This window comes from Streptomyces sp. NBC_00354 (assembly GCF_036106915.1).
In the GTDB taxonomy this organism is placed as follows: Bacteria; Actinomycetota; Actinomycetes; order Streptomycetales; family Streptomycetaceae; genus Streptomyces.
The window spans coordinates 4,390,900-4,407,977 of the sequence record NZ_CP107983.1 but is presented as its reverse complement, the minus strand read 5'-3'; the positions used below and the strand labels follow the sequence as shown (position 1 = coordinate 4,407,977).

At 70.4% G+C, this 17,078-nt stretch carries 20 protein-coding genes; 9 read left to right on the top strand and 11 right to left on the bottom strand.

Annotation, left to right across the window (positions count from 1 at the left end; genetic code table 11):
• Positions 1–7 precede the first annotated feature (7 nt).
• The 4 genes from OHT74_RS20010 to OHT74_RS19995 form a co-directional block, all read right to left on the bottom strand.
• A complete protein-coding gene (locus OHT74_RS20010; RefSeq protein ID WP_266627630.1) occupies positions 8–457 on the bottom strand; it encodes an SsgA family sporulation/cell division regulator in 450 nt (149 codons plus the stop codon).
• Between the two features lie 97 nt (positions 458–554).
• The gene (locus OHT74_RS20005; protein WP_443047445.1) at positions 555–1,325 is read right to left on the bottom strand and encodes an IclR family transcriptional regulator; all 771 of its coding nucleotides are present in this window, start codon (positions 1,323–1,325) and stop codon (positions 555–557) included.
• Between the two features lie 251 nt (positions 1,326–1,576).
• A complete protein-coding gene (locus OHT74_RS20000) occupies positions 1,577–1,804 on the bottom strand; it encodes a DUF5326 family protein (protein ID WP_266665766.1) in 228 nt (75 codons plus the stop codon).
• Positions 1,805–1,948: 144 nt separating this feature from the next.
• Entirely contained in the window at positions 1,949–2,266 is a 318-nt protein-coding gene (locus OHT74_RS19995) for a cupin domain-containing protein (protein ID WP_030153240.1), read from the bottom strand.
• 89 nt (positions 2,267–2,355) lie between these two features.
• Here OHT74_RS19995 and OHT74_RS19990 point away from each other — a divergent pair, with 89 nt between their 5' ends.
• From OHT74_RS19990 to OHT74_RS19970, 5 genes are all read left to right on the top strand, one after another.
• Entirely contained in the window at positions 2,356–2,736 is a 381-nt protein-coding gene (locus OHT74_RS19990) for a phage holin family protein (RefSeq protein ID WP_266665765.1), read from the top strand.
• 11 nt (positions 2,737–2,747) lie between these two features.
• Positions 2,748–3,239, top strand: coding sequence for a low molecular weight protein-tyrosine-phosphatase (locus OHT74_RS19985; protein WP_328620952.1), 492 nt, complete (start codon positions 2,748–2,750; stop codon positions 3,237–3,239).
• Positions 3,236–4,420 carry a cystathionine gamma-lyase gene (locus OHT74_RS19980; RefSeq protein WP_328620951.1) on the top strand — a complete coding sequence of 395 codons (1,185 nt, stop codon included), beginning with the start codon at positions 3,236–3,238 and terminating at the stop codon, positions 4,418–4,420. The genes OHT74_RS19985 and OHT74_RS19980 overlap by 4 nt, the downstream gene beginning before the upstream one ends.
• Positions 4,421–4,598: 178 nt before the next feature.
• Positions 4,599–5,504, top strand: a complete 906-nt coding sequence (locus OHT74_RS19975) for a LysR family transcriptional regulator (RefSeq protein ID WP_266665762.1) — start codon at positions 4,599–4,601, stop codon at positions 5,502–5,504.
• Between the two features lie 74 nt (positions 5,505–5,578).
• A complete protein-coding gene (locus OHT74_RS19970) occupies positions 5,579–6,058 on the top strand; it encodes an NUDIX domain-containing protein (RefSeq protein WP_266665761.1) in 480 nt (159 codons plus the stop codon).
• 29 nt (positions 6,059–6,087) lie between these two features.
• Here the strand turns inward: OHT74_RS19970 and OHT74_RS19965 are convergent, their stop codons facing one another.
• The gene (locus OHT74_RS19965) at positions 6,088–7,419 is read right to left on the bottom strand and encodes a globin domain-containing protein (protein WP_443047712.1); all 1,332 of its coding nucleotides are present in this window, start codon (positions 7,417–7,419) and stop codon (positions 6,088–6,090) included.
• A complete protein-coding gene (locus OHT74_RS19960; RefSeq protein ID WP_328620949.1) occupies positions 7,413–8,063 on the bottom strand; it encodes an HAD family hydrolase in 651 nt (216 codons plus the stop codon). The genes OHT74_RS19965 and OHT74_RS19960 overlap by 7 nt, the downstream gene beginning before the upstream one ends.
• A 193-nt stretch (positions 8,064–8,256) precedes the next feature.
• Between OHT74_RS19960 and OHT74_RS19955 the strand changes: the two genes are divergently transcribed.
• The 3 genes from OHT74_RS19955 to OHT74_RS19945 are packed head-to-tail and all read left to right on the top strand — an operon-like array spanning position 8,257 to position 10,856.
• Positions 8,257–9,150 carry a GNAT family N-acetyltransferase gene (locus OHT74_RS19955; protein ID WP_328620948.1) on the top strand — a complete coding sequence of 298 codons (894 nt, stop codon included), beginning with the start codon at positions 8,257–8,259 and terminating at the stop codon, positions 9,148–9,150.
• A gap of 14 nt (positions 9,151–9,164) precedes the next feature.
• Positions 9,165–9,626, top strand: coding sequence for a GNAT family N-acetyltransferase (locus OHT74_RS19950; RefSeq protein ID WP_328620947.1), 462 nt, complete (start codon positions 9,165–9,167; stop codon positions 9,624–9,626).
• A 54-nt stretch (positions 9,627–9,680) separates the two neighbouring features.
• Positions 9,681–10,856: a winged helix DNA-binding domain-containing protein gene (locus OHT74_RS19945; protein WP_328620946.1), complete on the top strand. Its 1,176-nt coding sequence runs from the start codon at positions 9,681–9,683 to the stop codon at positions 10,854–10,856.
• Positions 10,857–10,872: 16 nt separating this feature from the next.
• Here OHT74_RS19945 and OHT74_RS19940 read toward each other — a convergent pair whose 3' ends face one another.
• On the bottom strand, positions 10,873–12,258 hold the full coding sequence (locus OHT74_RS19940; protein WP_328620945.1) for a serine hydrolase domain-containing protein: 1,386 nt from the start codon (positions 12,256–12,258) through the stop codon (positions 10,873–10,875).
• 9 nt (positions 12,259–12,267) lie between these two features.
• A complete protein-coding gene (gene dnaB, locus OHT74_RS19935) occupies positions 12,268–13,731 on the bottom strand; it encodes a replicative DNA helicase (RefSeq protein ID WP_328623349.1) in 1,464 nt (487 codons plus the stop codon).
• A gap of 452 nt (positions 13,732–14,183) precedes the next feature.
• Between dnaB and OHT74_RS19930 the strand changes: the two genes are divergently transcribed.
• On the top strand, positions 14,184–15,521 hold the full coding sequence (locus tag OHT74_RS19930; RefSeq protein WP_328620944.1) for an MATE family efflux transporter: 1,338 nt from the start codon (positions 14,184–14,186) through the stop codon (positions 15,519–15,521).
• A 138-nt stretch (positions 15,522–15,659) separates the two neighbouring features.
• On the opposite strand, the gene rplI is transcribed toward OHT74_RS19930, so the two are convergent.
• Genes rplI through OHT74_RS19915 form a run of 3 tightly spaced genes read right to left on the bottom strand, consistent with a single transcriptional unit; the run spans position 15,660 to position 17,007 of the window.
• Positions 15,660–16,106 carry a 50S ribosomal protein L9 gene (gene rplI, locus OHT74_RS19925; RefSeq protein WP_266665753.1) on the bottom strand — a complete coding sequence of 149 codons (447 nt, stop codon included), beginning with the start codon at positions 16,104–16,106 and terminating at the stop codon, positions 15,660–15,662.
• 18 nt (positions 16,107–16,124) lie between these two features.
• Complete coding sequence (gene rpsR / locus OHT74_RS19920) at positions 16,125–16,361, bottom strand: 30S ribosomal protein S18 (protein WP_005315025.1); 237 nt, start codon at positions 16,359–16,361, stop codon at positions 16,125–16,127.
• Between the two features lie 43 nt (positions 16,362–16,404).
• On the bottom strand, positions 16,405–17,007 hold the full coding sequence (locus OHT74_RS19915; RefSeq protein WP_266665752.1) for a single-stranded DNA-binding protein: 603 nt from the start codon (positions 17,005–17,007) through the stop codon (positions 16,405–16,407).
• Positions 17,008–17,078: the final 71 nt, after the last annotated feature.

The window sequence follows — 17,078 nt, the reverse complement described above, 5'->3', positions numbered from 1 at the left end:
GGTCCGTTCAGCCCGCGTTCTGCTCGTTCTGCCGCGACTCGGCCAGGATCCTGTCCAGCGCTTCGTCGAGGTTGTCCTCGAAGTCGCCGAGGTTGCGCTCCTGACCGAGCGGAACAAGCCGGTCGGTGCGGTCGAGGAACGCCACGAGCGGCGCGGCGCCGGCGCGGAACAGAGCCCGGTCGCAGCCGACCTGGAGCCGGATGTGGACGTCGGACAGTTCCTCGGGGTCGGTGGGGGCGATGTGCACATCGCCGTCACCGCACGGCTTGTTGATGCCGTCGAGGAGGAGCTCCCGGCCGAACGCCCAGGTCACGGGCGCGTCTCCGGGAAGGTGGAACGTCAGGCGCACCGCGTAGGGGTCACGGGTGTCGTACCGGAGTTCCACCGGGATCCGGAACGAGAGCTCCTCGGAAACGAGGAAGCTCATCATGACCTCTGCCTGTACCGACTCGCGCATTGACTACCCCGCTGTAGTGGAAGTGGCCAGGAATGATCCCCCAGGGCCCTCTTGACAAGGGTGGTGGACGCGCTTGCAGATCACAAGGAGTGAGTTTTCAGATACTGATAGAGAACGAGAGGGTGCTCAACAGCGCGCCTACTTCACTCCGTAGCCGATCAACCACACACAGCAATCGTTCCTCCTGGTGCAAAGGGAGTGAAATCGCCATGGTTGCGGCGGTATCGCCGGCAGTGATGGGGATGGCTGCACACACCGTGCCCAGCGCGTACTCCTGACGCTCCGTAACCGGCTGCATGCGACCGAGGGACCCGATCCGGTCCTCCAGGGCGCGCTGGTCTCGGACGGTGTACCGGGTGACGGCCTCGACCGGGTGCCGGTCGTAGTAGTCCTTGCGCGTCTCCTCGTCCAGCTGGGCCAGCAGGCACTGCCCGATGGCGTGCGCATGGCCGGTCGCCCGGAAATCGGCCCACTCCTCGACGGCAGGACTGGCCGGGGTGTCCGAAACGCCCACGAGCTCGATCTCACCGTCGCGGAACACCGCGAAGTAGACGGGGGCCCCGACCGCGTCGCGGAAGTGCGCGAGAGAGTCGAGGATCATGCTGCGACGTTTCTGCTGCAGTCCGCCGCCCGCGAGCCGGCCTGCGGCGGCACCGAGAACGAACACTCCGCCCTCGCGCCGCAGATAGCCCTCGTGGGTGAGCGTGCGCAGCAGGTGGTACGCGGTGGGGAGCGGGAGCCCGGCCTCGCGCGCCAGTTGTTTCGCCGGGGCTCCCTCGCTGTGGGAGCCCACTGCTTCGAGCAGTCTCAACGCTCGCTGCACCGAACCGATCAGCGTTGGCACACCGGCATTGTGAACCGAAGACAAAGCTCACCCCCAGGCGTGGCGGCGGGCCTTGGGAGGGCCCGCCCTGCGGGGGCCGCCCCCGCACATGCCGTGGTTCCTGGAGGTGATGCTCAGCCGGTACTGGAGATAGCCGCAGGTCAGGGCGGCATTACCGGCCTTCGGCCCAGGGGAACGGCACAGATTGCCACTCTATCCGCCGATTCCCGCGGTGTGAGCGGTTTGCCACCTCACGTTCCCCCGCCTGGGTTAATCCCCGGGCTTGACCCCGGGGCCTACCAGTCGCCGGACGAGGACTTCGTACCGCTGCCGCTGAACTTCTTCACAAGGAAGACCAGGCCGCCGACGAGGCCGGCGAAGAGCAGCAGCTTGAAGGCGAACCCGATCAGGGCACCGAGGATGCTGGTGATGACACCGCCGAAGACGAAGAGCACCAGAAGCGGGATCGCGACCCACTTAACCCACCAGGGCATGCCTGCGAATGTCTGTCGGATGCCGTCCATGTCCTCAACCTCTTCCTGAGCCGTGACTTCCTGCTCTCGATGCTAGGAGGCCGCGAAGGCGCCCGGGGGCCCTCGAGCCCCCGGAGTCCCCTGATCCGCCCCCTAGGGGGACCAGGGGTCCGACCCTCGGTCCGGGGCCCCCGGCTATGCCTCCGGCGGGGAGAACACCACAAGTACCCGCAGGTCCTCGGTGATGTGGTGGAACTTGTGCACCACCCCGGCCGGGACGTAGACGACGCTGCCGCGGGCCACCGTCGTCGTCTCCTCCCCGACCGTGATCGAGGCGCGGCCGCTCACCACGAAGTACACCTCGTCCTGGCGGTGCGGCTGCTGCGGGTCGCTCTGCCCGGCGTCGAGCGCGTACAGCCCGACCGACATGTTCCGTTCGCGCAGGAACTGCAGATAGGCGCCGTCGTTCGCGAGCCGCTCCGCCTCGAGCTCGTCCAGCCGGAAGGCCTTCATCTTCGTTGTGCCCCTTGCTCTCTCGCGTTCCCTGGCATCCGCTGATCTGCTGATGTCCCACCGGGATCTTCTCTGCCACGATCAGACACATGACGAATTTCGTAGTCAAGACGCTCGCGAACGCCGCAGCCCTGGCCGTCGCCATCTGGCTGCTCTCCGGCATCACGCTCGACGACCACAGCTCCCTGGGCCGCAGGACCCTCGCGCTGATCCTGGTCGCACTGGTCTTCGGCCTGGTCAACATCATTGTCAAGCCCCTGGTGAAGCTCCTCTCGTTGCCCCTGTTCGTCCTCACCCTCGGACTGTTCACCCTCGTCGTGAACGCCCTGATGCTGCTGCTGACCTCCTGGCTGGCCACGCAGCTCGACCTCAGCTTCCACGTCGACAACTTCTGGACCGCGCTCGTCGGCGGCCTGATCATCTCCGTCGTCTCCTGGGCCGTGAACATGGCCCTGCCCGACAAGAACTGAACGGACCGCCCATGTATCGCGTGTGCTTCGTCTGCACGGGCAACATATGCCGCTCGCCCATGGCCGAGTCCGTCTTCCGCGCCCGCGTCACCGAGGCCGGACTCGATGCTCTCGTCGAGGTGGACAGCGCCGGCACCGGCGGCTGGTTCGAGGGGGACGGCGCCGATCCGCGCACCGTCTCCGTCCTCGAGTCCGCCGGGTACGAGCAGACCCACCGGGCCCGGCAGTTCCGGGCCTCGTGGTTCGCCGGTCTCGACCTCGTCATAGCGCTCGACGCCGGGCACCTGCGGGACCTGCGGGCGCTCGCACCCACCCCCGAGGACGCCGCCAAGGTACGGCTGCTGCGGTCGTACGACCCGGCGGCCACGGCCGCGGAGACCGACGTACCGGATCCCTACTACGGCTCCCTCGACGGGTTCGAACTGTGCCTGGAGCTCGTCGAGGCGGCGAGTGCGGGCCTGCTGGACGCCGTACGCGAGGCAGTGAAGGAGCACACCGCGTGAACGACCACGCCGACCAGGCAGCAAGAGCAGCGGCCAGGGCCGCCACGGCGGACGGGCTCGGCGACGGAACCCGGGCCGTGCGTGCCGGACTGCCCGAGCCCGTCAAGAACGAACCTCCCCTGCCCGGACCCGTCTTCGCCGCCCACTTCCACCTCCCCGGCGACGTCGAGGGCCCGTACACCTACGGCCGCGACACCAACCCCACCTGGACCCTGCTGGAACGGGCCATCGGGGAGCTCGAAGCCCCCGGCCAGGACGGCGTGGACACCATCGTCTTCGCGTCCGGCATGGCCGCGGTCTCCGCCGTCCTGCTCTCCCAGGCCCGCACCGGGGACACCGTCGTCCTGCCCGACGACGGCTACCAGGCGCTGCCGCTGGTCCGCGAGCAGCTGGAGGCGTACGGGATCCGCGTCCGCACCGCCCCGACCGGCGACGACGGGCAGCTCGCCGTCCTCGACGGGGCCAGGCTGCTGTGGATCGAGACCCCCTCCAACCCCGGGCTCGACGTGTGCGACGTACGGCGACTGGTCGAGGCCGCGCACGCGGGCGGCACCCTGGTTGCCGTCGACAACACCCTCGCCACCCCGCTCGGCCAGCGGCCCCTGGAACTCGGCGCGGACTTCTCCGTCGCCAGCGGCACCAAGGGCCTCACCGGCCACGGCGACCTCCTGCTCGGCTACGTCGTCTGCCGCGACCCGGGACTCGCCGCCGCCGTCCGGCGCTGGCGCAAGATCGTTGGTGCGATCCCGGGCCCGATGGAGGCCTGGCTCGCCCACCGCTCCCTGGCCACGATCCAGCTGCGCGCCCAGCGCCAGTGGGCCAACGCGCTGGCCGTCGCCGAGTCGCTGGCCGACCGTACGGACGTGACCGGGCTGCGCTACCCGGGGCTGCCGGCGGACCCGTCGCACAAGACGGCCGCCCGGCAGATGCGGGGCTTCGGATCGGTCGTCTCCTTCACCCTGCCCGACCGCGCGCACGCCGAACGCTTCATGGCCGCCCTGCACCTGGTCGAGGACGCCACCAGCTTCGGCGGCGTACGGTCCACCGCGGAGCGGCGCGGACGGTGGGGCGGCGACCCCGTCCCGGAGGGTTTCATCCGCTTGTCCGCCGGGGCCGAGGACACCGGGGACCTGGTCACGGACGTGCTGCGCGCCCTCGACGCCGCGGGCGCCGGCGCCTGAGCGGCAGCAGACATGGAGCGGTCCGAGCCTCCCCCCTAGTGGCTCGGACCGCCCGGGTTCTGCGCGCGAAGAACCACGCGCCCAAGGCTAGTTGACCCAGCGTCAGAGTCCAATCACGGTAACGACAGGGGCCTATCGGCATATTTATAGTTGAAGGCCCCCACCGAGAGGGGCCTTCATGGACCTGGCCCTGCTGCGCACCTTCGTCGCCGTGCACCGGGCGGGCTCGTTCACCCGGGCCGCCGCACTGCTCGGGCTGTCCCAGCCCGCCGTCACGTCCCAGATCCGCACCCTCGAACGCCAGCTGGGACGGCCGCTGTTCCACCGCAGGGCCCGCGGGGTCACCCCCACCGCCGTCGGCGACGAACTCGCCCACAAGGCCGCCCCGCACCTCGACGCCCTGCTGCGGATCACCGAGGCGGAGCGGGAGGCGGCCGGTACGTCACGCACCCTGCACGTCGCCGGTCCCCCCGAATTCCTGTGCCTGCGCGTCCTGCCCGCTCTCGCACCGCTCGTCGGCCAGGGCCACACCCTGCGCACCGTCCTGCAGACCGGCGCCGAGGAGGCCCTCGACGGGCTCGCCGCCGGCCACCACGACCTCGTCGTCACCACCGCCCGGCCGCGCGGCGGGCTGTTCAGCACGACCGCCCTGTGCGACGAGGAGCACGTCCTGGTCGCCGCGCCCTACTGGGCCGCCCTCGTCGATCCGGACCGGCTGCGCGAGACCGGCCCTGCCGCCCTCGACGGCATTCCGCTCGTCGAGGTCCACGAGACCCTGCCGCTCGTCGCCCGCTACTGGGCCGCGGTCTTCGAGACCCGCCCCGGGACCCGGCCCGATGCCGCCACCGTCGTCGCCCCCGACCTCAGGGCCGTACTGGAATGCGTCCGGGCCGGCGCCGGACTCGCCGTCCTGCCTCGATATCTGTGCCAGGACGCCCTCGACCGCGGGCAGATCGTCGCCCTGCTCGAGCCGCCCGTACCGCCGCTGCGCACCTGGTTCCTCGTCGTACGGGCCGGCAGCCTCGCCCTCGCCCACCTCGCCCGTGCGCACGACCGACTGCTGCTCGCCGCCGCGCACTGGTGAGCCTCCGCTTCCGGCGTGCGGCGCGTTTCGCCGACAAGCGTTTCAGACACCGCAGTCTGGGCCACTCTTCTCCCATGACCGAACGTCCCGTGGTCAAACGCACCGCTCGCGCGATCCTGCTCGACGGTGGCGACCTGATCCTCATCAAACGCACCAAGCCCGGCGTCGACCCGTACTGGCTCACCCCCGGCGGGGGAGTGGAGTCCTCGGACGCCACCGTCGTCGACGCCCTCCACCGAGAGATCCACGAGGAACTCGGCGCGAAGATCACCGATGTGGTGCCCTGCTTCGTCGACACCGTCGAGCACATCGCCGACGGCGGAGTGACCGGAGTGAAGGTGCAGCACTTCTTCGTCTGCCACCTCGAGTCCATGGACCCCAGTCAGCGGCACGGCCCCGAAGTCGACGAGCCCGAAGGCGAGTACGAGATCGTGCGCGTGCCCTTCAGCCGGGTCGGCATCGCCGCCGTCCATCTCGTCCCGCTGTCCCTGCGCCACTACCTCGACGGCAACATCGAGGGGGTGCGCGCCATGCACGCCCCCGACCTGGGCTGACCTCGGCCCGGGCCGTGTCGGCCCGGGTCTCAGCCGGCCGCGCCCACCAGCTCCTCGACCGCGTCGAAGCGGATCCGGTCCCCAGGGATCCCGATCCGCTTGAGCTCGTCGACACCGCTGCGGATCATCGCAGGCGGCCCCGAGATGAACGCGTCGTACGAGCTCCAGGGCCCGTGCTCACCGACCGCTTGGGGCAGCTGCCCCGCCAGGCCCTCGCAGACCACCGGGCGCACCGACAGCCACGGATGCGAACGCTGCAGACCCAGCAGGGTGTCCTTGTCGTACAGGTCGCCGTCACTGCGCGCCCCGAAGAACACCTCCACCGGGCGGCGCTCACCGTGCTCCGCCACGTCCTCGATCAGCGCCTTGATCGGGGCTATGCCGGTACCGCCGCCCAGGCACAGCATCCCGTTGTCGGTGGTGTGGTCCACCACCATCGACCCGGCCGGCGGCCCGAGCCGCAGCACGTCGCCGGGCCGGGCGTGACGCACCAGCGCATTGGAGACCCAGCCCGCCGGAACGGCCTTGACGTGGAAGGACAGCAGTCCGTCGGCGCGCGGGGCCGAGGCGAACGAGTAGTGCCGCCATACCCGGGGCCACCAGGGGGTCTCCAGGCTCGTGTACTGGCCCGCCAGGAAGGAGTAGGGCTGATCGGGGCGGACCGTCAGCACCGCGATGTCCGGGGTGCGCAGATCGTGCGAGACCACCTCCGCGTGCCACCACGCAGGGGTCTTCACCTGGTCCTCCGCCGCCGCGTCGATCATGATCTGGGACATCGCGGTGTAGGCCCGCACCCATGCGGCCTGTGCCTCCGGCCCCCAGCTGTGTTCCGCGTACCGGGCCAAGGCGCCGATCAGGGCCTCGCCCACCACCGGATAGTGCCCTGCCGCCGTGCCGTACTTGCGGTGCCCGGTGCCCAGTCGGCGCAGATAGGGCACGAGCACGTCCGGGTTGTCGATGTGCTCGGCGGCGGTCAGCAGCGCCTTCAGGAGTCGGTCGCGCTGTGCGTCCATGGCGGCCGGGAACATGCCCCGCACCTCCGGGTGCCCCGTGAACACCAGGGCGTAGAAGTACGAGGTCACCTTGTCGGCGATCGGTGCGATTTCCTCGAGGGTCCGGCGGATCAGCACCGCGTCCGGGGAGGGCTCGAGCGCACCGCCCCCGGACTGTATCCGGGCCGTCCGTCTGGCCGATCTGGTGGGCGGAGCGTCCATGCGGTGCCTCGCTTCGAACATCTCGGTCGGTAAGCACGCCACGGCCTTCGAATCCGTGGTTCCGGGCCTCAAAGCCTGCCAGCCGCCCCAACCACCCGCGGGGAAACGCGGAAAATCCGCGTTTCGAACCCACTTTCCTCCTAAGATGCTTGGACTTCCGGGCGGGCCGCCCCGACCAGCTGATACGCCTCTCGCAGGTCCCGGCCCTCGTAGACATACGTCGCCCGCTCCGCCAGATACGGCCGCGCGTTGACTGCCACCGACACCGAAACGGCCTCGAACAGCACGGCGTCGGTCGACGAATCCCCGTACGCGACACAGTCGGCCCGGCTCACCCCGAACTGCGCGCACAGCCGGTCCGCCACCGTGACCTTGCCCTCGGGCGTCAGGATCCCGTTCGCGTCCACGGGCCGGGTGAAGGGCACCTCCGGGAAGACCGAGCCGTGTGCGGCATGCGCGCCCCACTCCAGCAGCAGTTCCACGAAGAACGACGGCGACAGCGAGATCACCGCGCAGTAGTCCCCGCGCTCCCTGATCTCCCGCCACACCTCGCGAATCCCCGCCAGCCAGGGAGCTCCGTCGAACGCCGCCCGGACATGTGCGGGCGTCAGCCCCGCCCACAGCGCATGTGCCGCCACCGAGAATTCGTGCGGCCCGATCTCCCGCGCTCCGAACGATCGCTCCAATTCGGCGATCTCCGCGCTCAGGCCGAGCTGTCGGGAGATCTCGACCGGCGCCGCCGAGCCGTACATCAGCGTCCCGTCGAGATCGAAAAAGTGCAGGAGGGTCATGGCAGACGAGGCTAGCCGGTTCATTTCACCGCGGGCACCTCCCGGCCGTGGCCGGGACAGGAAGGCGATGTTTCACGTGAAACATCGCCTGGTCCCGCGAGGAGCCTCCCCGCGGTGGCCGGGGGATGTTTCACGTGAAACATGCTCCCCAAATCCTCTGGACGCCCTCCATCCGGTGATCCACTCTGGGCCGGTGACACCACCACACCTGACCGACCTGCCGATCCGTGCGCTGACCGTGGACGACCTCCGCCACTGCGCCGACCTGTCCGAAGACCGCGGGTGGCCGCGCGAGGACCACAAGTGGGGGCTGCTCCTCGCCGCGGGCAGCGGCTACGGCATCGATGCCCCCGACGGACAGGGGCTCGCCGCCGCCTGCGTCGTCACCTCGTACGGCCATACCCACGCCGGCCCGGAACTGGCCGCCATCGGAATGGTCCTCGTCGCCGAGCGCTATGCCCGCCAGGGCCTGGGCCGCCGTCTGATGACGTACATCTGCAACGACCTCCTCAAGGGCGTCCCGCTCACCCTGCATGCCACTCCCTACGGCCGCCCCCTCTACGAGGAGCTCGGTTTCGACACCACGGGCCGCGCGGAAATGGTCCGGGGCACGTTCCGCCAAGACCCCGCGGCTCCGGCTCCGGAACCGGGCTCCGTGGCGGTCCGGCCGGCGACCGGCGAGGACATCCCGCGGATCCTCCGCCTGGACACCGAGGTCTTCGGTACCGACCGGACCCACATGATCACGCGGCTTCCCGCCTTCGCGGACCGGCTGCTGGTCGCCGAGGACGGCCGGGGCGAGCTCGTCGGCTATGCCGCGATCTGGCCCAACATGGAGACCCACGTCATCGGCCCGCTGATCGCCCGTGACACGGCCGGCGCCCAGGCACTCGTCACCGCTCTCGCCGCCGTCACCGACCGGCCCCTGCGGACCGACATCGACGTACGCCACGAGGAGCTCCTGACCTGGCTCAAGGACCGCGGCCTCGGCTCCGTCGCCTTCAACGCCGTCATGACCCGCGACATCCCCGGTCTCCCCGGCGACTGGACCCGCCGCTGGGCCCCGCTCACCGTTGCAGCAGGCTGAGAAAGGACGCCTCCATGACCGACCCCGACGAACCGGCCATCCGCCCCGCCACCGAGGAGGACCTGCCCACCATCGTCGCCATGCTCGCGGACGACCCCCTCGGCGCCACCCGTGAATCCCCCGACGACCTGACCCCGTACGTGGAGGCTTTCAAACGTCTGGCCGACGACCCCCACCAGCACGTGGTCGTGGCGGTCCGCGAGGACCGCGTCGTGGGCACGCTCCAGCTCACCATCGTCCCCGGACTCTCCCGCAAGGGAGCCACCCGCGCGATCATCGAAGGAGTCCGCGTCCACGCCGACGAGCGCAGCAGCGGCCTGGGCACCCGGTTCATCCAATGGGCCGTCGAGCGGGCACGCCGTGAGAACTGCCAACTCGTCCAGCTCACCTCGGACGTGACCCGTACCGACGCCCACCGCTTCTACGAGCGGCTCGGGTTCACCGCGTCCCACGTCGGGTTCAAGCTCTCTCTCTGATCGCCCGTACGGAAGGCCGGGCCGGCGTCGGTGGCCCGGCCTACGATCGGGAGGATGAGCCCCAGCCTCCCTCTCGTCACCACCGCCGAGCGTCGCCACCGGCTCGGCCGCAGGCACCGCCTGGCTCCGTCGGCGCATGCGGCCACGGTCGCCCAGGCTGCGGACGCCGTCGTGGCGCTGCACGCCACCGACGCCGCGACCGTGTTCCTGTCCGCCCGCGCCCGGCTCACGGAGGGCGGCCCCGCCGCCGTCGAGCGGGCGCTCTACGAGGACGTCTCGCTCGTCCGGCTGCTCAGCATGCGCAATACGCTCTTCGCCGTCTCCACGGAACTCGCCCCGTACGTGGACGCCTCGACCGCCCGGGGCATCGCCGTCAAGGAGCGCCGTACCTTCCTCAAGCACCTCGACGAGGACGGCCAGGGTCTCGATGCAGCCTGGCTGGCCCGGGCCGAGACCGCCGCACTCGACGCCCTTGACACCGGCGGCCCCTGCACCGGCAGCCAGCTCTCGGCGGCCGTGCCCGCACTGCGCGAGAAGATCACCATCGGTCGGGGCAAGAAGTACGAGGCCGAGACCGGCGTCGCCACCCGTGTCATCCGGCTGCTGGCCGCCGACGGCCAGATCCGCCGTGACCAGCCGCGCGGATCGTGGACCTCCAGCCAGTTCCGCTGGGTACACACCGAGCCCTGGCCCGCCGTGCCCGCAGCCGAGGCCCGCGCCGAGATCGCCCGGCGCTGGCTGCACGCCTACGGTCCGGCCACCGAGGCGGACCTCAAGTGGTGGACGGGCTGGACCCTCACCGACGTCCGCAAGGCCCTCGCCGCCGTCGGCCCCGACCAGGTCCGTCTCGACGACGGCAGCACCGCCCTGGTCAGCCCCGGCGACACCGCGCCCGAACCTGCCCCGGAGCCCTGGGCCGCGCTGCTGCCCGGACTCGACCCCAGCGGCATGGGCTGGGCCGACCGGGGCTTCCACCTCGACCCCGCCCACCGCACCGCCCTCTTCGACTACGCCGGCAACATCGGCCCCACGGTCTGGTGGAACGGCGAGATCGTCGGCGGCTGGGCCCAGCGCGCGGACGGCGAGATCGTCTGGCGGCTGCTGGCCGACCCCGGCAGCGCCGCCGAGGAGGCGATCACGGCCGAGGCGGCCGGCCTCGCCCGGTGGGTGGGCGACGCCCGGGTCACCCCGCGCTTCCGCACCCCGCTGGAGCGCGAACTCGTCGCCTGAGCCTGCCGGCCGAGCGCTAGCCGATGCCCCGCCAGCCCTGCGGGTCCACCCCGCCGGGCACCGGGGCCTGGGCGTCGTACGGCTCTCTCGTGAACACGAACGAACCCAGGTCGAGGTGGCTGACCGAACCGTCCTCGCGCCGGACGGCCCGCAGCGTCTCCCCCGCGTAGTAGCCGGAGAGTCCGGTCCAACTGCCGTCGGGCTCGGCCCGGAACCGGGCCGACCGGCCCGTCGCGCCCACCGGGGCGAGTTCCAAAAGCCCGTCCGCCTTCAGCCTCAGCACCTGCACCGACGTACCCCAGTACCAGGGGCCGCACAGCTCCAGGGCGACCGGATCGGCCTCCCGGAACGGCCGCCAGGGCTGCGGGAACCGCGGCTCCGCGTCCGCGACGATGGCCACCAGGTCCGCGGCCACCGTCGCGGCGGGCAGCCCCGACGTACAGTTCGCCAGCACCACGGCCGCCACGTCGTCCGCCTCGCTCAGCCACAGCCCCGCCACGAACCCCGGGAGGGATCCGCTGTGGCCGGCGAGCCTGCGCCCGCCGCTGTCGGCCAGCTGCACGCCGAGCCCGTAGCCGAGCTCGGCGAAACCGGGCTCCGGCGGAGAGGCCGGCGTCCGCATCTCCCGTACGCTCTCCGCGCTCAGCACCCGCTCGTCGCCACGGGCGAGGAACACGGCGAACCGCGCCAAGTCACGTGTCGTGGACCAGAGTTGCCCGGCCGCGGCCATCAGCCCCAGATCCTCCAGCGGCTCGGGCATCATCACGTCGGCCCACGGGTGCACCGCCCAGCCGCCCGCGTGCGGAGCCTGCGGCTGCCCCGTCGTACGCTCCAGAGCCAGCGGCTCCAGGACCTCGGCCCGGAGCACCTCTTCCCACGGCTTCCCGCGTACGGCCTCCACGAGCGAACCCAGCAGCGTGTAGCCCGGGTTGGAGTAGTGGTGCCGCCTGCCGGGCCGGAAGCGGAACGGCTCTTCGCCCAGCACATCGTCAAGCCCGGGGCGCAGCGCGGCGGGCGTGCGCTCCCACCACTCGCCCGGCGTCTCCGCCGCCAAACCGCCGGTGTGGGCCAGTAGTTGGGCGATGGTCACTTCGCCGGCGCCCGTCCCGGGCAGGTGCTTCTCCAGCGGGTCCTCGAGCTGCAGCAGGCCCTCGTCACGCAGCCGCATCACCAGAACAGCGGTGAAGGTCTTGCTGATCGACCCGATCCGGTACTGCACGTTCCCGTCGGGCCCGTGCCCCTCCACGGAGGTCCGGGAGCCCTCCCAGACCAGCTCGCCGCCGCGGGCCACGGCCGCCACCACCGACGGCGCTCGTCCCTCGCTCTGCGCGACGGCGATCCTGTGCCGCAGCGCTCGCCGGGTCGCGGAAAGCAGTTCAAGATCCTCAGATACGGCATCCATGATCGGATGCTACGTGTTGGCCATGTCCACGAACCGCGAATAGTGGCCCTGGAAGGCGACGGTGATCGTCGCCGTGGGGCCGTTACGGTGCTTCGCGACGATCAGGTCCGCCTCGCCCGCGCGGGGCGACTCCTTCTCGTACGCGTCCTCGCGGTGCAGCAGGATCACCATGTCGGCGTCCTGCTCGATCGAGCCCGACTCACGCAGGTCGGAGACCATCGGCTTCTTGTCGGTGCGCTGCTCGGGACCACGGTTCAGCTGGGACAGCGCGATCACCGGCACCTCGAGCTCCTTGGCGAGCAGCTTGAGGTTTCGGGACATGTCCGAGACCTCCTGCTGGCGGCTCTCGGGACGGCGCGAGCCCCCCGACTGCATCAGCTGGAGGTAGTCGATGACGACGAGCGAGAGGTCGTTGCGCTGCTTGAGGCGCCGGCACTTCGCCCGGATCTCCATCATCGACAGGTTCGGGGAGTCGTCGATGTAGAGCGGGGCGGCTGAGACGTCGGGCATCCGGCGGGCCAGCCGGGTCCAGTCGTCGTCCGTCATGGTGCCCGAGCGCATGTGGTGCAGGGCCACCCGGGCCTCCGCCGACAGGAGGCGCATCGCGATCTCGTTGCGCCCCATTTCGAGGGAGAAGATCACGCTCGGCAGGTTGCTCTTGATGGAACAGGCCCGGGCGAAGTCCAGCGCGAGGGTGGACTTACCCATGGCGGGACGGGCCGCGATGACGATCATCTGGCCCGGGTGCAGGCCGTTGGTCAGCGAGTCGAGGTCCGTGAACCCGGTCGGGACGCCGGACATCTGGCCGCTGCGAGAGCCGATGGCCTCGATCTCGTCGAGCGCACCCTCCATGATGTCGCCGAGCGGCAGGTAGTCCTCGGAGGTCCGCTGCTCGGTGACGGCGTAGATCTCGGCCTGGGCGCTGTTGACGATCTCGTCGACGTCGCCGTCCGCCGCGTATCCCATCTGCGTGATCTTCGTACCGGCGGCGACGAGGCGGCGCAGGACGGCCCGCTCGTGGACGATCTCCGCGTAGTACTCGGCGTTGGCCGCGGTCGGGACGGACTGGACGAGGGTGTGCAGGTACGAGGCCCCGCCGACCTTGCTGATCTCGCCGCGGCGGGTCAGCTCGGCGCCGACCGTGATCGGGTCGGCCGGCTCGCCCTTGGCGTACAGGTCGAGGATCGCCTGGTAGATCGTCTCGTGCGAGGGCCGGTAGAAGTCGTGGCCCTTGATGACCTCGACGACGTCCGCGATCGCGTCCTTGGACAGCAGCATGCCGCCGAGCACCGACTGCTCGGCGTCGAGGTCCTGCGGCGGGACGCGCTCGAAGGCGCCGCCGGCGCCGTCCCAGGAGCCGCCCTCGCGGCCCCGCTCGTGCTGTTCGTCCCCGCGGCCCCGGCTGTCGCTGTTACGGCGCGGACGGGCGGGCAGACGGTCTCCTGGACCGCTGTCGGCCCAGGGGTCGTCCATGGGCTCGGGCATGCTCACCGGGCCGCCTCCTCCCGTCCGCAACGCGGACCTCGCCGTGCCACTCTTTCTAGGGCACGGCTCTGACATTTGGGGCACCCGAATCCGCAGTCGACGAGTCGGGCAACGCACAACGGTAGGGCCGGGAGCGACGTCAGCCAATCTTGTTATCCACAGGCTGTGTGGATGAGATGTGGATGACGGACCCAATGCTGTGGGTAAGTCGCCGGAAGCTGTGCACGGACCGGGGGACGGCGCTGTGGACAAAATCACCTGCCCTACCCACACACCCAACCTGACCTGCACTTTCTTCCTCCACGGGCTGTGGGCGAGAAATTTCTTGGCCGTGTTCCCGAGATCGCCTCCAACGGGGTGCCGAGAAGGCGCGAGTCAACTCACAGGTAAGGATCCAAGACTAGTTGCGTCTATTACCTGTGGAAGATTAGATTGAGCGCATGACACAGGCCCTCGCGCCGCTGAAGGCCGCCCCGAGACAGCACGACCGCGAGATACTCGCGCTCGCCGTCCCGGCCTTCGGTGCCCTCGTCGCCGAACCCCTGTTCGTGATGGCAGACAGCGCCATCGTGGGGCACCTCGGCACCCCCCAGCTGGCCGGCCTCGGCATCGCCGCCGCCCTGCTCACCACCGCCGTCAGCGTCTTCGTGTTCCTCGCGTACGCCACCACCGCGGCCGTCTCCCGCCTGGTCGGCGCGGGAGACCTCCCGGCAGCCATCCGGCAGGGCATGGACGGCATCTGGCTCGCCCTCCTGATCGGGGCTGCCGTCATCACCGTGGTGCTCCCCACGGCGCCCTGGCTGATCTCCCTGTTCGGAGCCTCCGACACCGTCGCCCCGTACGCGGTCACCTACCTGAGGATCTCCGCCCTGGGTATCCCGGCCATGCTGATGGTGCTGGCCGCCACCGGTGTCATCCGCGGCCTCCAGGACACCCGTACCCCGCTCTACGTCGCCGTCGGGGGCTTCGCCCTCAACGCGGGCCTGAACGGCGCCCTCGTGTACGGCGCGGGCTTCGGCATCGCCGGTTCCGCCTGGGGCACCGTGATCGCCCAGTGCGCCATGGCCGGCGCCTATCTCGTGGTGGTGGTCCGCGGAGCCCGCCGGCACGGGGCCTCCCTGCGCCCCGACTCCGCGGGCATCCGGGCCTGCGCCCAGGCCGGCGTGCCGCTGCTGGTGCGCACTTTGTCGCTGCGCGCCGTCCTGATGATCGCGACCGCTGTGGCCGCGCGGCTCGGCGACGCGGACATCGCAGCCCACCAGATACTGCTCTCCCTGTGGAGCCTGCTCGCCTTCGCTCTCGACGCGATCGCCATCGCCGGGCAGGCCATCATTGGCCGCTACCTGGGCGCCGGCGACACCGAGGGCGCCAAGACCATCTGCCGCCGCGTCGTGCAGTGGGGCATCGTCTCAGGGATGGTCCTGGGCGCGCTGGTGATCGCAGCCCGCCCGCTGTTCATACCGCTCTTCACCGGCGATCCCGCGGTCGAGGACGCTCTGCTGCCCGCCCTGCTGGTCGTGGCCCTCTGCCAGCCGGTGGCCGGCATCGTCTTCGTGCTCGACGGGGTTCTGATGGGCGCGGGAGACGGCCGCTACCTGGCCCGGGCGATGCTCGTGACGCTGGCCGCGTTCACCCCGGTGGCACTGCTCGTCCCGACCGTCGGCGGCGGTCTGACCACGCTGTGGTGGGCCATGACCCTGATGATGCTGGTCCGGATGGCCACCCTCCAGCTGCGGGCACGCTCCGGCCGATGGCTGGTAGCGGGGGCGACCCGCTGACCCGCTGATCCGCGAGCCGATGTTTCACGTGAAACATCGGCTGCTCCCCGGCATGTTTCACGTGAAACACCGGCCCACAGCCCCCGACAACGACGAAGGGCCGCACCCCACAGGGGTGCGGCCCTTCGCTCGCAGCACTTAGGCGGCGACGACCTCGACGCCCACGTTCGCGGCGACCTCGGCGTGCAGACGCACGGAGACCTGGTACGAACCGAGGGTCTTGATCGGGGCAGCCAGCTCGACGCGGCGCTTGTCGACCTTCGGACCACCGGAAGCCTCGATCGCCGTGGCGATGTCGGCCGGGGTCACGGAGCCGAAGAGACGGCCGGCGTCACCCGAGCGGGTGGCCAGACGGACCTTCGTGCCCTCGAGCTTGGCCTTGACCTCGTTGGCCTGCTCGATGGTCGCGATCTCGTGGATCTTGCGGGCGCGGCGGATCTGCGCCACGTCCTTCTCGCCACCCTTGGTCCAGCGGATCGCGAAACCACGCGGGACCAGGTAGTTGCGAGCGTAACCGTCCTTGACGTCGACGACATCGCCGGCGGCACCGAGGCCAGTAACCTCGTGGGTCAGGATGATCTTCATTAGTCGGTCACCCTTTCCTTATCGCGCGGTGGACGTGTAGGGCAGCAGTGCCATCTCACGGCTGTTCTTCACGGCCGTGGCGACGTCACGCTGGTGCTGCGTGCAGTTGCCGGTGACGCGGCGGGCACGGATCTTGCCGCGGTCGGAAATGAACTTCCGCAGCATGTTCGTGTCCTTGTAGTCCACGTACGCGGTCTTGTCCTTGCAGAACGCGCAGACCTTCTTCTTAGGCTTGCGCACAGGCGGCTTCGCCATTGTGTCTCTCCTGTGTGATCAAGAAGTGGGGATGCGAGCTTCCCTAGAAGGGAGGCTCGTCCGAGTAGCCACCGTTGGAGCCGCCGGAGCCGCCGGAGCTTCCGCCCCAGCCACCCCCGCCGCCGCCCTGCTGCTGGCCGCCGGCCGGCGCGCTGGACGCCCACGGGTCGTCGGAGGGAGCTCCGCCGCCCTGCGGGGCGCCGCCGCTGGGGGCTCCGCCCCAGCCACCGCCGCCGCCCTGCTGCTGACCGCCGCCGCCGTATCCGCCCTGGCCACCGCGACCGCTGGTCTTGGCGACCTTGGCCGTGGCGCTCTTCAGGCTGGGGCCGACTTCCTCGACGTCCAGCTCGTAGACCGTGCGCTTGACACCCTCACGGTCCTCGTACGACCGCTGCTTCAGCCGGCCCTGCACGATGACGCGCATGCCCCGCTGAAGGGACTCGGCGACGTTCTCCGCCGCCTGACGCCAGACCGAGCAGGTCAGGAACAGGCCTTCGCCGTCCTTCCACTCGTTGGTCTGCTTGTCGAAGATGCGGGGAGTGGACGCGACACGGAACTTCGCGACCGCCGCACCCGAGGGGGTGAAGCGCAGCTCGGGGTCGTCGACGAGATTGCCGACGACCGTGATGACGGTCTCGCCTGCCATGGATGAACCTCTCGGCGGGGATTTGCTGCTGGGCTGCTGTGCTACTCGGTCCCGATTACCGCTGAACCGAA